The organism is Frankia nepalensis (genome assembly GCF_016786325.1).
In the GTDB taxonomy this organism is placed as follows: Bacteria; Actinomycetota; Actinomycetes; order Frankiales; family Frankiaceae; genus Pseudofrankia; species Pseudofrankia nepalensis.
On the sequence record NZ_JADWYU010000169.1, the window covers coordinates 12,629 to 25,951 of the forward strand.

General features: G+C 75.6%; 9 protein-coding genes and 1 pseudogene. 3 read left to right on the forward strand and 7 right to left on the reverse strand.

All coding sequences use genetic code 11. The features are described from left to right. Positions 1–537: 537 nt before the first annotated feature. Positions 538–1,557 (forward strand): phosphogluconate dehydrogenase (NAD(+)-dependent, decarboxylating), encoded by a 1,020-nt coding sequence (gene gnd, locus I6A81_RS25930; protein WP_203006215.1) that lies wholly within the window; start codon positions 538–540, stop codon positions 1,555–1,557. A gap of 26 nt (positions 1,558–1,583) precedes the next feature. Here the strand turns inward: gnd and I6A81_RS25935 are convergent, their stop codons facing one another. Together I6A81_RS25935 and I6A81_RS25940 are read right to left on the reverse strand one after the other, a co-directional pair. Further along, the gene (locus I6A81_RS25935) at positions 1,584–2,081 is read right to left on the reverse strand and encodes an NUDIX domain-containing protein (protein WP_203006216.1); all 498 of its coding nucleotides are present in this window, start codon (positions 2,079–2,081) and stop codon (positions 1,584–1,586) included. Continuing rightward, the gene (locus I6A81_RS25940) at positions 2,081–2,992 is read right to left on the reverse strand and encodes a L,D-transpeptidase family protein (protein ID WP_203006217.1); all 912 of its coding nucleotides are present in this window, start codon (positions 2,990–2,992) and stop codon (positions 2,081–2,083) included. The genes I6A81_RS25935 and I6A81_RS25940 overlap by 1 nt, the downstream gene beginning before the upstream one ends. A 453-nt stretch (positions 2,993–3,445) precedes the next feature. On the opposite strand from I6A81_RS25940, the gene I6A81_RS25945 reads away from it, so the two are divergent. Together I6A81_RS25945 and thiC are read left to right on the forward strand one after the other, a co-directional pair. Continuing rightward, positions 3,446–4,699, forward strand: coding sequence for a type IV toxin-antitoxin system AbiEi family antitoxin domain-containing protein (locus I6A81_RS25945; RefSeq protein ID WP_203006218.1), 1,254 nt, complete (start codon positions 3,446–3,448; stop codon positions 4,697–4,699). 219 nt (positions 4,700–4,918) lie between these two features. Beyond that, complete coding sequence (thiC, locus tag I6A81_RS25950; RefSeq protein ID WP_238428648.1) at positions 4,919–6,886, forward strand: phosphomethylpyrimidine synthase ThiC; 1,968 nt, start codon at positions 4,919–4,921, stop codon at positions 6,884–6,886. Between the two features lie 164 nt (positions 6,887–7,050). Here thiC and I6A81_RS25955 read toward each other — a convergent pair whose 3' ends face one another. The 5 genes and pseudogenes from I6A81_RS25955 to I6A81_RS25975 form a co-directional block, all read right to left on the reverse strand. After that, on the reverse strand, positions 7,051–8,253 hold the full coding sequence (locus tag I6A81_RS25955) for a vWA domain-containing protein (RefSeq protein ID WP_238428649.1): 1,203 nt from the start codon (positions 8,251–8,253) through the stop codon (positions 7,051–7,053). 50 nt (positions 8,254–8,303) lie between these two features. Continuing rightward, positions 8,304–9,551: an AAA family ATPase gene (locus I6A81_RS25960; RefSeq protein ID WP_407661384.1), complete on the reverse strand. Its 1,248-nt coding sequence runs from the start codon at positions 9,549–9,551 to the stop codon at positions 8,304–8,306. A gap of 168 nt (positions 9,552–9,719) precedes the next feature. Beyond that, complete coding sequence (locus I6A81_RS25965) at positions 9,720–11,054, reverse strand: hypothetical protein (protein ID WP_203001894.1); 1,335 nt, start codon at positions 11,052–11,054, stop codon at positions 9,720–9,722. A gap of 132 nt (positions 11,055–11,186) precedes the next feature. Next, positions 11,187–13,058 (reverse strand): class I SAM-dependent methyltransferase, encoded by a 1,872-nt coding sequence (locus I6A81_RS25970; protein ID WP_203001895.1) that lies wholly within the window; start codon positions 13,056–13,058, stop codon positions 11,187–11,189. Next, positions 13,055–13,323: pseudogene (locus tag I6A81_RS25975) on the reverse strand (hypothetical protein); the annotation flags it as partial. The gene I6A81_RS25970 and the pseudogene I6A81_RS25975, both read right to left, overlap by 4 nt.

The window sequence follows — 13,323 nt, forward strand, 5'->3', positions numbered from 1 at the left end:
GGCCAGAAGATCCATGGGCGGCCCTGGTCCGGGGTCAGGATCCTGGCCAGGCTGCGCCCACGGCCACCGGCGCGACCATCGCCGCTCCGCCGGTCGGACGCTCCGCGCCCGACCCAGGACCCGGTCCCGGCCAAGGCCAGAAGATCCATGGGCGGCCCTGGTCCGGGGTCAGGATCCTGGCCAGGCTGCGCCCACGGCCACCGGCGCGACCTTCGGGCCGTTCACGGTGGCCGGTTGGTTACGGCTCTGGGTCTGTTCGCCCCGCCTCCCCGTAGGACGCGACCGGGGGAAGTATGAAGGGACCCGGCGTGACCACAAGGTGGCCTGTCGGCGCGGCCGAGACGGTTGCCGAGACGGCGTTCCGACACAGCATGTCGTAGCCGCGGGCACGGCCGGCGCGGTTGCCCGCGGCGCGCCGGCACCGGCACGGGTTGTGGCGGTCGGGACGGTAATGCCGGGCGCGCGGTGGTAGGTCGGTAGGCGAGACGACGAGAACGGCGGACGCTGGCGGCGCCCGGCGTGGACGGAGACGACGACATGCAGCTGGGGATGATCGGTCTGGGCCGGATGGGCGCCAACCTGGTGCGCCGGCTGCGGCAGGCGGGGCACGAGTGCGTGGTCTACGACGTCAACGCGGACGCCGTGGCCATGCTCGCCGCCGAGGGCGCCACCCCGGCCGACTCGCTGGAGGACTTCGCGGCCAAGCTCACCACCCCGCGGGCGGCCTGGGTGATGGTCCCCGCCGGGCTCACCGGTGACACCGTCTTCAAGCTCGCCGACCTGTTCGAGTCGGGCGACATCATCATCGACGGTGGCAACTCGTACTACCGGGATGACATCCACCGGGCCAAGGCACTGAGCGAGAAGGGGATCCACTACGTCGACGTCGGCACGTCGGGCGGCGTGTTCGGGCTGGAGCGCGGGTTCTGCCTGATGATCGGCGGTGAGCCGGACGTGGTGAAGCACCTGGAGCCGCTGTTCGCCACCATCGCCCCGGGCGTCGACGCCGCGCCCCGCACCCCCGGCCGCTCGGGCGCCCCCAGCCAGGCCGAGTTGGGCTACCTGCACTGCGGCCCGGTCGGCGCGGGCCACTTCGTCAAGATGATCCACAACGGCATCGAGTACGGCATGATGGCCGCCTTCGCCGAGGGCCTCGGCGTCCTGAACAACGCGGACATCGGCAGGGCGGCCGCCGCCGGCCACGACGCGGAGACCGCCCCGCTCGCGGACCCCCAGTACTACCAGTACGACTTCGACATCCCGGCGATCACCGAGGTGTGGCGGCGCGGCAGCGTCGTCGCCTCCTGGCTGCTCGACCTCACCGCCGTCGCCCTCGTCGAGGACCCGGAGCTGGGCTCCTTCGGCGGCCGGGTGTCGGACTCCGGCGAGGGCCGCTGGACGGTGCTCGCCGCCGTCGAGGAGGGCGTCCCGGCGCACGTGCTCACCGCGTCCCTCTACGAGCGCTTCAGCTCCCGCGGCGAGTCCCTCTACGCCGACAAGATCCTCTCCGCCATGCGCAAGCAGTTCGGTGGCCACCACGAGAAGCCCTCGACCTGACGGTGTCCCGCGGCCCGGGCGGGGCGTCACGCCTCCTGGGCCGGCTCGTTCTGGGCGGCCAGGTGGTCGAGGAGGCGGTCGAGGAAGGGGAGCTGGCCGCGGACGAGCTTGGCGCGGGCGGTCGGGAGGTCGAACCAGGCGACCCGGTCCACCTCGGGGAAGGTCCGGATCCGGCCGGAGCCGCGGGGCCATTCCAGGTCGAAGGTGTTGCTCACGGCGGCGGCCGGGTCGAGGTCGCCGCGCACCGCGAAGACCGTGACGATCTTCCCGCCGGACTGGCGCACGGTTCCGAGTTCCAGCCATGGCCCGTCGGGCGGCGCCGATCCCAGTTCCTCGGCGAACTCGCGGGCGGCGGCGGCGCGTGGATCCTCGTCCGGCTCGTGCTCGCCTTTGGGAATCGACCAGGCGCCTTCGTCTTTGCGCGCCCAGAACGGCCCGCCCATGTGGCCGACGAGCACCTCCACCTCGCCCGCGACGCTCCGGTAGAGCAGCAGGCCAGCGCTCTGCCGGCGCGCGGCCGGCATCAGGGCAGGGAGGGGGCGGCGAGGGTCGCGGCGTCACCCATGATGATCATGGGATGGCTGCCGGGGTCGAGCCAGCGCAGGATGGCGACCAGGCTGTCCTGCGGCAGGGCGATGCAGCCCCTGGTGGGCGACTGGTGGTCGATGTGCAGCCAGATGTCGCCTCCGGCCCGTTGGCCGAGCGGACGAGCCTCGTCGGACGGCGGGCTGCCGGGGACCCGGTTGTAGTCGATCGCCACCAGGTAGTTGAACGCCGCGCTCATCGGGTCGTTGGCGCGACCGCTACCGGCGACGAAGTAGCTCGGCCGGTGTTCGTAGGGCAGCGCGGTACCGGGGTCGGGCAGTCGGCCGCCGGCGGCGGTCAGGCTGAAGACGCCGACAGGCGAGCGCAGGTCGCCCTCACGGTGATCGAGGGTCCAGCCGTTCTCGCCGTTGCGGCCGGCGAGCGGGAGCCCTCGGCCCGCCCACCCGGAAGCCTCGTCGGCGCGTTCCCACAGCGTCACCGTGTTGGTGGTCGCGTCCCGGTCCGGGCCGCTGACGAGCATCACCTGCCGGGTGTCGGCGGGCAACTGGGCGAGGGCCCACGCCCCGACGCCGGGCAGGGCACCGGCCGCCGGGTCCGCGGTCCGGCCCGAGCCGGCGGAGCCGGGGCCGGCCGAGCCGGGGTCGGCGGGCCGCGCGGCGGCGTACAGCGGGCTGCCCGCGGCGGGGGTGACCCCGGCGTCGCCGACGCCGGCCACGGCGCCGGGCCGCGCCGGCGCGCCCTGGGCCGGCCCCTGGTCACCGCCGGTGAGGTGGAACGCCCCGGCGGTACCCATCACCAGGGTGGCGCCGACCGCGGCGAAACCGGTCAGCATCCCGCGGCGGCCACCGAGGCGGCGCGACTCCTGACGGCGACGGCGATGCGCGGACATGTCTGCGACTCCGTCCCCTCGTGCGGCGGCGAGCCGCCCTGCCCGACAGTGCGTCGTCCGCCTGCGCGGCGCGCCCGGCACCGGATCGGCGGTGCCCGGCACGGCGCCGGCCACCGCAGCGTCCGCCCAGGCCGTCAAGGACGCCAGCCAGCTCAAGGGCGACGACCGTCAAACCGGCGAAACGCCGCCACCGACGTTACGTGCCGCAAGGCGGCACGGAGACGCCGACCCGCCCGGCGGAGCCGAACCGGCGCCACAAGGACACGGCAGGATCACGGGGAGTCACCCGGAGCCTTGCCCGGCGGCGCGCCACCGTTCACGGAAGCCCTGCAGCCTAACGCGCCCGCCCCTGATCCAAAGGGGCCATAGGCCGATCTGTTGGTTTAGCTATGGACGTCCACACTTGGGCTATTGGCCTTGATTGCCCTATTCGCGGCCTTCATTGTGCTTCTCATGACTTTTGATCGGGCCCAGCGGGGTCCTGCCTCCCAGTCCCAGGAGCATCCGACCCCCGTGAACCCCGCCGGCGGGCCAGTCGTCCCCGGCGCCCACCTCCCGACGAGGGCGCCCTCGCTGGTGCCCGCCCCACGGGCCGGCGAGCCGGCCCGGGCGGGCGAGGACCTCTCCTCGCGGCTGGCCGCCCGGCGCGCCGGCGTGGTCACGACACGAGAGGCCGTCGCCGCCGGCTTCACCCGCGCCGAGATCCGCCGCCTGGTCGAGGCCGGCCGCTGGCAGCTGTACTCCGGTGAAGTCCTGGTCACCCAGCCAGGACCGCTGACGCTGATCCAGCGGCTGTGGTGCGCCCTGGTGTCGATCGGCTCGGACGCGCTGCTCGGCGGCGCCTCGGCGGCGGCGCTCGACGGCTTCCGCGGCTACGACGAGCCCTGGCTGACGGTGATCCTCGCGACCGGGCGACGGGTCGCGCCGCGCCCCGGGGTACGGGTCCGGGCAACCGCCCGGCTCGGCGACGAGGACCTGTGCCTGGACAGCTGGCCGCCGCGCACCACGCTGCCGCGGTCGCTGGTCGACATCGCCGAGTGGGCGCCGTGCCACGACGAGGCCAAAACGGTCCTGGCGCTGGCCGTGGCCAGCGGGATCGTCGAGTCCGACGAGCTGCGCGCGGCGCTCGCCCGGCGCGGCCCGATCACCCGCCGGCAGGTGATCAGCGACGCTCTCGACGACCTCGACGCCGAGGCCCCCTGGGTGCCGGAGCTCCTGTACCGCCGCGTCGAGGCCCGCCATGGGCTGCCGCCGGGCCGGCGCCACGGGCCGGACCCACGCAGCCCTGGCCGGTTCGACGTCAGCTACGAGCGCTGGCAGCTGCGGCTCGAGCTGGGCACGTCGCCCATGGGGGGAATCCGCACCGCCACCGAGGTGGTGGCCGCGCCCACGCGGATGGCGGCCGGGGTCCCCCTGCTGGGCGGTCCGGGCCCCGCGCGCGCCAGCCGGCTGGTGCTGCGGGCACCGATGCTCCTGCTCAGGCAGGAGCCCGACCGGATCGGTGCCGCCGTGGCGACGACGCTGCGCCAGCGGGGCTGGCCCGGTGCCTCGGCCAGCCGGCCGCCGGCCGAGGCGTTCGGCCCGGCGCTGACCCAGGCACTCGGCACGGCCGTCGGATGGGCCGCCGGCCCGGGGTCCGACGAGTTCCGTCCCGGTCCGGTGGAGGACCCCGCGGGACCGGAATCCGACCCGACCGCGAGGGGGTGACGAGCGGCGGGCCGCTGTCGTAGCGTCAGGGCGCACCGCGGCTGTCCGCGGCGCCGGCCTCGGCCGGCGCCCGGCCCGCCGCGGCCGCTGTCCCGGGACACCTCGGGACATCACGCGGGAGCTTCCCCCTCAGGAGGCTGAGAGGGCGGCTGGGCCTTGGGCCCGGGGCCGCCGACCGCTGAACCTGTCCGGGTAATGCCGGCGTAGGGAGCCTTTCTCATGGCGCAGTCCGCCCAGCCCACTCCTGTGTCCCCTGCCCACCCCGCCGACGCTGTCGACCCCGCCCGTGCCGTCCCCCTCACCGACACCGTCCATCCCGCCGACACCGTCCATCCCGCCGACGCCGGTTCCGGCCCGGCCACGCCGCTCGCCGGCGTGGCCGGGCGCCCGCTGCCGGGCAGCCGGCGGACCTACCTGCCCGGTCCTGACGGCCCGGGCGGCGCCCTTCGCGTGCCGATGCGCGAGGTACCGCTGTCCACCGGCGAGTCGGTCGTCCTCTACGACACCTCCGGGCCGTACACCGACCCGGACATCGTGATCGACGTCCGGCGCGGCCTCGCCGCCCAGCGCCTGCCCTGGATCGAGGCACGCGGCGACACCGTCGAGCTCGACGCCACTCGGCGGGCGGCGACCGACCCGCCCGTCGGCGGCCCTGCCGGCCCCGAGAGCGGGCCCGCGGGGCCGGTTTCCCCGGCCCGGCGGGAGCCCCGGCCCTCACCGGTCCCGCGGGGACCCCGGCGTCGGGCGCTGCCCGGGCGGGCCGTCACCCAGCTCGCCTACGCGCGCCGGGGCGAGGTCACCCGGGAGATGGAGTTCGTCGCCCTCCGGGAGGGCCTCGCCCCGGAGTTCGTCCGCGACGAGATCGCGGCGGGGCGGGCCGTGCTGCCGGCGAACGTCAACCATCCCGAGTCGGAGCCGATGGCGATCGGCCGCAACCTGCTCGTGAAGATCAACGCCAACATCGGCAACTCGGCGGTCTCCTCCTCCATCGAGGACGAGGTGGAGAAGATGGTCTGGGCGACCCGCTGGGGCGCGGACACCGTGATGGACCTGTCCACCGGCCGCGACATCCACACCACCCGCGAGTGGGTGCTGCGCAACTCCCCCGTCCCGGTCGGCACGGTGCCGATCTACCAGGCGCTGGAGAAGGCCGGCGGCCGGGCCGAGGACCTGTCCTGGGAGCTGTACCGGGACACGGTGATCGAGCAGGCCGAGCAGGGCGTCGACTACATGACCGTCCACGCCGGCGTGCTGCTGCGCTACGTGCCGATGACCGCGAACCGGCGCACCGGGATCGTCTCGCGCGGCGGGTCGATCCTGGCGGCCTGGTGCCTGGCCCATCACGAGGAGAACTTCCTCTACACCCACTTCGCCGAGCTGTGCGAGCTCCTGCGCGCCTATGACGTGACGTTCTCCCTCGGCGACGGGCTGCGCCCCGGCTCGATCGCCGACGCGAACGACGCCGCCCAGCTCGCGGAGCTCGCGACGCTGGGCGAGCTGACCAGGATCGCCTGGGAGCACGACGTCCAGGTGATGATCGAGGGCCCCGGCCACGTCCCGATGCACAAGATCAAGGAGAACGTGGACCTACAGCGCGAGCTGTGTCATGACGCGCCCTTCTACACGCTCGGCCCGCTGACGACCGACATCGCGCCCGGCTACGACCACATCACCTCGGCGATCGGCGCCGCGATGATCGGCTGGTACGGCACCGCGATGCTCTGCTACGTCACCCCGAAGGAGCATCTGGGCCTGCCCGACCGTGACGACGTGAAGGCCGGCGTCATCGCCTACAAGATCGCCGCCCACGCCGCCGACCTGGCCAAGGGCCATCCCGGGGCGCAGGCCTGGGACGACGCGCTGTCCGCCGCCCGGTTCGACTTCCGCTGGACCGACCAGTTCAACCTGGCCCTCGACCCGGAGACGGCCCAGGCCTTCCACGACGAGACGCTGCCGGCGGCGCCGGCGAAGTCGGCCCACTTCTGCAGCATGTGCGGCCCGCACTTCTGCTCCATGAAGATCACCCACGACGTCCGCCGCTACGCGGACGAACACGGCCTCGGCTCCACCGAGGCCCTGGAGGCAGGCCTGCGCGCCAAGTCCGCCGAGTTCACCGCGAGCGGCTCCCGCCTCTACCTCCCGCTCGCCAACGCCCCGGCAACCCCGGACCCCCGCCCCGCCACCTGACCCATCGCCACGGCCTCGGGCCGCCCGGGCGGGTCCACCAACCCGCCCGGGCGCCCCGCGCCGAGGCGGACGGACATCCACGCATGACCTGTGGTGCCAAAGATGGCCGTCTTTGGCACCACAGGTCATGCACAGATCTCATGCCAGGGCGGACACGGCGCCGGTCAGGTGCCGGTCCCGATGGTCACCACCCGCGCCCACGCGGGCGGCCGGTCCTCCCAGCCGGACGACGCGCGCGCGAACAGGCCCACGACCGTGCGGCAGGGCGGGCGGTGAGCCGGCCAGGGAGTCTGACCGTCGGTCAGCGCCACCAGGACGTCGGGGCGCGGGCGCGCACGCAGCGCCGCGGTGAAGCCGGCACGCAGGTCCGTGCCGCCGCCGCCGACCAGCGAGATCCCCTCGGCCCGGCACAGCGGCCGCACGGTCCCGGCCGCCGCGTCGCACGACACCACGGTGACCAGGTCGCGGCGTCCGCCGACGGCGCGGCCGATCGCGGCGACCTCGAGCAGCGCGCTGCCCAGCTCGGCGTCGCTCACGGACCCGGAGGTGTCGATGACGACGCCCACCCGCGGCGGCGTGCGCCGCGCGCTGGGCAGGACGACACCGGGCAGGCCGACGGACCGTCGCGACGGGCGGCCATAGGTGTAGTCGTCCGCGGCGCCGCGCGCGCCGACCGCGGCCCGCACCGCCGCGCCCAGCAGGTCCCGCCACGGCAGGGGCGGGTGCAACGCCCGCTCGGCCCACCGCAGCCAGCCCGCGGGGGCGTCGCCCGGCTGGCCGACGATGCCCTCGGCCACCCGGAAGCGCACCGCGTCCCGTGCCTGGGGGCTGAGCCCGTGGGCGCCGTCCGGTCCCAGATCCCAGTCGCGTTCCAGGCCGTCGGCGCCGCTGCCGCAGTCGAGCCACGCCCAGTCCTGGGTCAGGTGGCCGAGCCGGAACATGTCCAGGTACTCCTCCATGAGCCTGCCCTCGGGCAGGCACAGACGGACCGGATCGACGGCGCCAGCGGGCCGGGCCAGCCCGTCACCGTAGACGTCGTCGTTGATCTCGCAGTCGGCCGCGATGTTCATCCGCAGCCGCTCGCCCGGCCCGTCCAGGCCGCGCCGGTGGGCATACCGGTCGCCACGGCCGTGGTGGTCGCGCAGCAGGTGGGACACCTCGTGCACCCATACGCCGGCCAGCTCCGCCAGCGGCGTCCGGTCCACGAACGCCGGCGAGACGTAGCAGCGCCAGTGCCGGTCGACGCTCATCGTCGGTACCCGCCGCGACGCCACCGGGTGCAGGGCGAACAGCGCCGTCGCCAGGTACGGCCGGGCCTGGGCGGCGAGCAGCCTGGCGGCGAACAGCTTCTCCTGGTCCATCCTCATCGGTTGGTCCATCGCCATCGGTTGGTCCATCGCCATCGGCCGGTCCGTCGTCACCGGCCGCGACCGGCGGCGCGCGCCCGGTCACGCAGCGACACCACGCCGGCGAGCCGCTCGATGACGTCGGGAACGTCCCAGTCGTCGCGGCGCAGCGCGGCGAGCGTCGTCGCGGGGACGACCACCAGGTCCGGGGGCCCGGTCTCGACGGCCCGGACCAGCACCGCCCACGCCGCGTCCCAGCGGCCCCGATCGGGGCGGCGGCGCACGGCGTCGACCACGCCGTCGAGGACGGCCTGGCGCAGGTCGCCGCGCTCGGGCAGCTCGGCCGCCACCGGGTCGGCGAGCAGCGTCTCCGGATCCGGCAGGTCCATCCGGTCCAGGCTGGCCAGCAGCTCCAGCCCCGGGCCGTCGCCCACCGCGCCCCTGACCAGCAGGGACAGCACCTCCCGGGAGGTTCCCGCGGCCGTGGCGAACGCGACCAGCCGCAGGGACATCTCCCAGCTGCGCGGCGACGGCCACGCGCCGCCCCGGCGTGCCTCGCCGTCCGGCAGCCGGTGCACGAGCCCGGGACGGGCGGCCAGCAGCCCGCACACCGCGCGCCGGGCGAACGTGACCGCGTCTGGCAGCCGCGCCGGGTCGAGCAGCGGCAGCGAGGCGCGCGGCCAGGTCCCGCCCAGGCCGCGTACGACGACCCGCGGGTCGTGGACCCACGGCAGATGGACGAACCGGTTGGCCAGCGGCGGGCTCAGCTCCCAGCCGTCGGCCGCCGACGACCGGGGGTTGGCGGCGGCGACGATCCGGACTCCGGCGGGCAGCCGCAGCGCGCCCACGCGCCGTTCGAGGACGAGACGCAGCAGCGCCGCCTGCACGGCCGGCGGCGCGGTGGACAGCTCGTCCAGGAACAGCAGCCCACGGCCGGCCCGGGCCAGCCGCACGGCCCAGTCGGGTGGGGCCATCGGGACCCCCTGCGCCGCCGGGTCGTCGCCGACGACGGGCAGCCCGGCGAAGTCGGACGGCTCGTGCACGCTGGCGATCACCGTCGTCAGCGGCAGGTCGAGACAGGCGGCGAGCTGCGTCAGGGCGGCGGTCTTGCCGATCCCCGGCTCGCCCCACAGCAGCACCGGCAGGTCCGCGGCCACGGCCAGCATGAGGGCCTCGAGCTGCGGGTCGGGACGGGGCTCGGTGGCGGTGGCCTGGAGCAGGGCGAGCAGGTCACCGGCGACGGCGAGCCGGTCGTCGGGGCGCGCCGTCGACGCTGGCGCGGGCGCGGCTGGCCGCGCGCTGGTGGGCGGGAGGGACATGGCCGGGGCGGCCGAGGGCAGGGTGCCTGAGGGCGGTGTGGCCGAGGGCAGGGCGGTCGAAGGCGTGGCCGAGGGCAGGGTGGTCGAAGGCATGGGCGATCACCTGTGGGGTGCTGGCCGGGATTCCGGCGGGACGTGTCGTCAGAGGACGGGCGGCGAGCGCGCCGGTCAGTGGTGCATCGCGAGCCGCGGGCGGTTCCGGTCGCGGCGGTGACGGGACGGGTCGAGCGGCGCCGCGTGGTCGGCCAGGCCCGACCGGAAGAGCCCGTACACGAGCCGGTCGTGCGCCGCGGTCTCCAGCTCGTCGCGCAGGGTGCCGTCGCGGAGCAGGGCGTCGGGGCCGAGCAGCGCCTCGACGGCCGCCAGGGCGCCGGCGACGTCGCCGTGGTCCAGCCGGCCGCGAATGTCGTCGAGGTTCCTCGGCCGACGGTGCGCCTCGTCGATCGCGCGCAGGCAGGGCAGCGGGGTGCCGGTCAGCGAGGCCAGCAGCGTCTCGCGGCGGATCTCGTCGGGGTCGTGGTCCAGCGGGGCGAGCGCCCCGTCCACCAGGCCGATCCGGTGCCGGGCACCGCGGCACTCGACGAACCGCGTCGCCCCGTCGCCGGCCGCCGGCTCGGCCCGCGCCGGGCCGGGGCGCGGCCGTCGCGGGTCGAGCGCCGCCGCCACCAGCGGATGCAGCCGGTCGGCCTCGATCAGGCCGGCCCGCAGCAGCAGCACGTCGGGCGGCACCCAGGTCGCGGCGTGCGGCAGGACCGGCAGCGCCCGGATGCCCCGGCCCGGTCTCGTGATCTCCGGCACGGAGCCGCGCGGCCGCAGCACCAGCCGGCGTCGTTCCCCGAGGCGGACCGCTACGGCGTCCCCGCCCACACCGTCCGCGCGCAGCAGGATGTCCGCCTCGGCCGGCCACCGGTCCACCGCGCAGCCGGGCGGAAGGCCGGACGGACGGCCGCCCGGCGCGTCCGAGGGACCGGCCGGCGGCGACGGGGACCCGGCCCGGTCCCGGAGCTCGCCGGCGCGGCTGGCGTCCCACAGGTGGCGATGCAGGTCGAGGCGGAACCGCCGGTCGGGATGAGGATGGGGATGCCGGCCGGCGCTGGTCGGCGACCCGTCCCAGAGCGCGAGGCTGACGCGTTGGCTCGCGCCCGCCCAGGCCGGCGGGGTCCGCGCGACCAGGCACAGTGGGCGGGAGTCGTCCGCCGGGTACCGGGCCAGGCAGACCGTGAGGCCCGGGCGCAGCAGCCCGTCCGGCCCCACCCGTGGCAGGTGCCAGCGGAGCAGGTCCGGCGCGAGCCGCCGGAGATCGTCTTTGAGCTGGGCCGCGACCTGTCGGCCATGGGCGCGCGCCGCGGAACGCGGGCTCAGGTCGGCATCGACACGGGCGGCGGCGCACGCGCCGGCCCAGTCACCGACGGACCGACGGGCGGTCGCTGTTTCGATCATAGGCGGCGGTACGGCGAACTCACGCACCCGCAGCCAGCAGGAAAGACGGGAATCGTCCGTCATCGCCGATGAGCGCACTAGCACTCACCGTCGAGGAGTCGGACCCCCAATCTGCGGAAGGAGGTAATCATCCCGCGCAGCGTACAACGTCCGCCGCGCACCGTCAGCGTCAGGAATGCGCCCGGGCGGCGCGGGTCAGGCCTCCTTGCGGGCGACCAGGCGGTAGGTGTTGGAGCGCTCGCCCTTGCGCATGGCCGGTGCCAGGAGGGCGCCGGCCAGGCCGGCGAGCAGGGCCGGGGCGGCGGCGGCCAGCAGCACCGTGCCGCGCAGCAGCCAGCGCGCTGGCGAGCCGGGCAGCCACGGCAGCTTCGGGCTCGGGGCGAGCGCCTGGGTGACCTGCCCCACGGCGGCGATCAGGTCGCCCGGCTGGTGCGCCTCGCCGAACTGCAGCAGCACGGTGCGCAGCCCGCGGTCGCCCAGCGCGGCGACCAGGTTGTCGACCGGGATGAGCTGGCGTACCCCGGGCACCCCCCAGCCGGGCCAGAACCGGCCGAGCCGGCGGGCGCCGAGCCCCTCGGGGTTGGGCAGTTCGGCCACGAGATAGCCACCGGGGCCGAGGGCCTTGGCCACCGCGTCGAGGTCCTCCGACGGGTCGCGGCTGCGTTCCAGGTAGCCGAACATGCTGATCACGTCGTACTGGCCGGTGACCGCCTCGGCGATGTCGGCGAAGTGCACGGGGTAGGCGCGGTCGACCCAGCCGCGCCGGCGGGCCTCGCCGATCGACTCCGCCGGCCCCACCCCGTCAAAGACGGTGCGCGGCCACACCGCGCGCGCGACGTTGCAGAACGAGCCGACGCCGGCGCCGACGTCGAGCCAGTACCGCGGCAGCACGAACGGGCGTACCAGCTCGGCCTGGGCGCGCAGGTGCGCGGCGCGCGCGAAGACGGCCGCCTCGGCGCGCGCCGCGTTGATGCCGTCCACGCGGTCACGTTCGTAGAGCACCCGGCCGGCCGGCGTCAGCCGCGGGTTCTGGAACAGGTGGCCGCAGACCAGGCACTCGTCGAGCTGGAACCACCCCGGTTTGCGCAGTTCGAGGTCGGGCGAGCGCAGGCGGACCGCGAGCTCGAACGAGCCGCACCACGGGCAGTCGGGGCGCGGTGGGGCCAGGAACTGCTCGGCGCCGCCGGCGAAGGCCCGCAGGTAGCGTTCGCGCCGGGCGACGGCCGCCGCCTTGGTCTGCTCCTTGGCCGGGTCGGCCGGCAGCCCCTTCGCCTTCGCCTCGGCGGCGGCGCGCTGGTTCTGCCGCCAGGCCCGTACCGAGCTGATGGCGAACTCGACGCCCGCGGTGATCCGCACGATCGGGCTGCGGATCAGGTCGCGGGGGGCGACCGGTACCCGGCCGGCGCAGACGAAGAACGGCTGGCACCAGAACAGCGCGGTCGCGGCCAGCCCCCAGGGCCGGTTGTAGTGCACGCCGACGACGGTCGCGGCGTCGCGGATCGTCGGGAAGATGGTGTTGAGCGGCTTCACGGCCGTCCAGGACCGCCGCTGCACCCGGACCCGCATCGCGCCGTCGTCGCGGGCGGCGCGCACCCCGGCCAGCACGGCGAGGTCGGTGCTCGCCGGCGCGTGCCGCTTGAGCCGCTCGGTGATCTCCACCAGCTCGACCGGGGTGTAGTCGTCGCGCACCTCGACGCCGGCGAGCCGCGCCACCTCGGCGCGCACCAGCAGCGCCTGGAAGGCGCCCCGGCCGGGCGCGAGCCGGTCGCTCCGGTAGGTGCGGGTGTCCACCATCCGGGCGACGTCGAGCGCCCGTTCGATGGTCAGGTCGGCGGGCACGAGATCCAGCACGTCGAGCCGCTCGCGGTGGGCGTGGTAGCTCGCGGCCCGCTTGGCGGCCTCGGTCAGCTGGACGCCGGCGGCGCAGACGAACACATGGTCGGGGTCGACGGGCCGCCCGGACGCGGGCAGCGTGTCCAGCCGGCGCAGCCGGCCGCGCAGCCGCACCCCGTTGAGCAGCAGTCCGACGACGACGAGGATCGGTGCCCAGGAGAGCAGGAACCTCACGGCACGAGGATCTTCTCGACCTGCGCGGCGGCGGCGTTCACACCACCGGCGGCCGCGAACTCGGTTTGCAGGGCCATCGCGGCCTGGCGGAACGCGGGGTCGTCGAGAACGGACGAGACGGCGGCGGCGACACCGGCCGCGTTGACCCGGCCGAAGCGCACCCGCGTACCGGCGCCGGCCCGGGTGACCTGCTCGGCGATCACCGGCTGGGGGGGGGGGGGGCGCCCGCGCCCCCCCCCCCGCCGCCCCCCCCCCCCCCCCGCCC

Coding starts and splice junctions, on each gene's coding strand:
- gnd (WP_203006215.1), top strand. CDS start 538: ATGCAGCTGGGGATGATCGGTCTGGGCCGGATGGGCGCCAACCTGGTG.
- I6A81_RS25945 (WP_203006218.1), top strand. CDS start 3,446: ATGACTTTTGATCGGGCCCAGCGGGGTCCTGCCTCCCAGTCCCAGGAG.
- I6A81_RS25960 (WP_407661384.1), bottom strand. CDS start 9,551: ATGTCCCTCCCGCCCACCAGCGCGCGGCCAGCCGCGCCCGCGCCAGCG.
- I6A81_RS25940 (WP_203006217.1), bottom strand. CDS start 2,992: ATGTCCGCGCATCGCCGTCGCCGTCAGGAGTCGCGCCGCCTCGGTGGC.
- I6A81_RS25935 (WP_203006216.1), bottom strand. CDS start 2,081: ATGCCGGCCGCGCGCCGGCAGAGCGCTGGCCTGCTGCTCTACCGGAGC.
- I6A81_RS25955 (WP_238428649.1), bottom strand. CDS start 8,253: ATGAGGATGGACCAGGAGAAGCTGTTCGCCGCCAGGCTGCTCGCCGCC.
- I6A81_RS25965 (WP_203001894.1), bottom strand. CDS start 11,054: ATGACGGACGATTCCCGTCTTTCCTGCTGGCTGCGGGTGCGTGAGTTC.
- thiC (WP_238428648.1), top strand. CDS start 4,919: ATGGCGCAGTCCGCCCAGCCCACTCCTGTGTCCCCTGCCCACCCCGCC.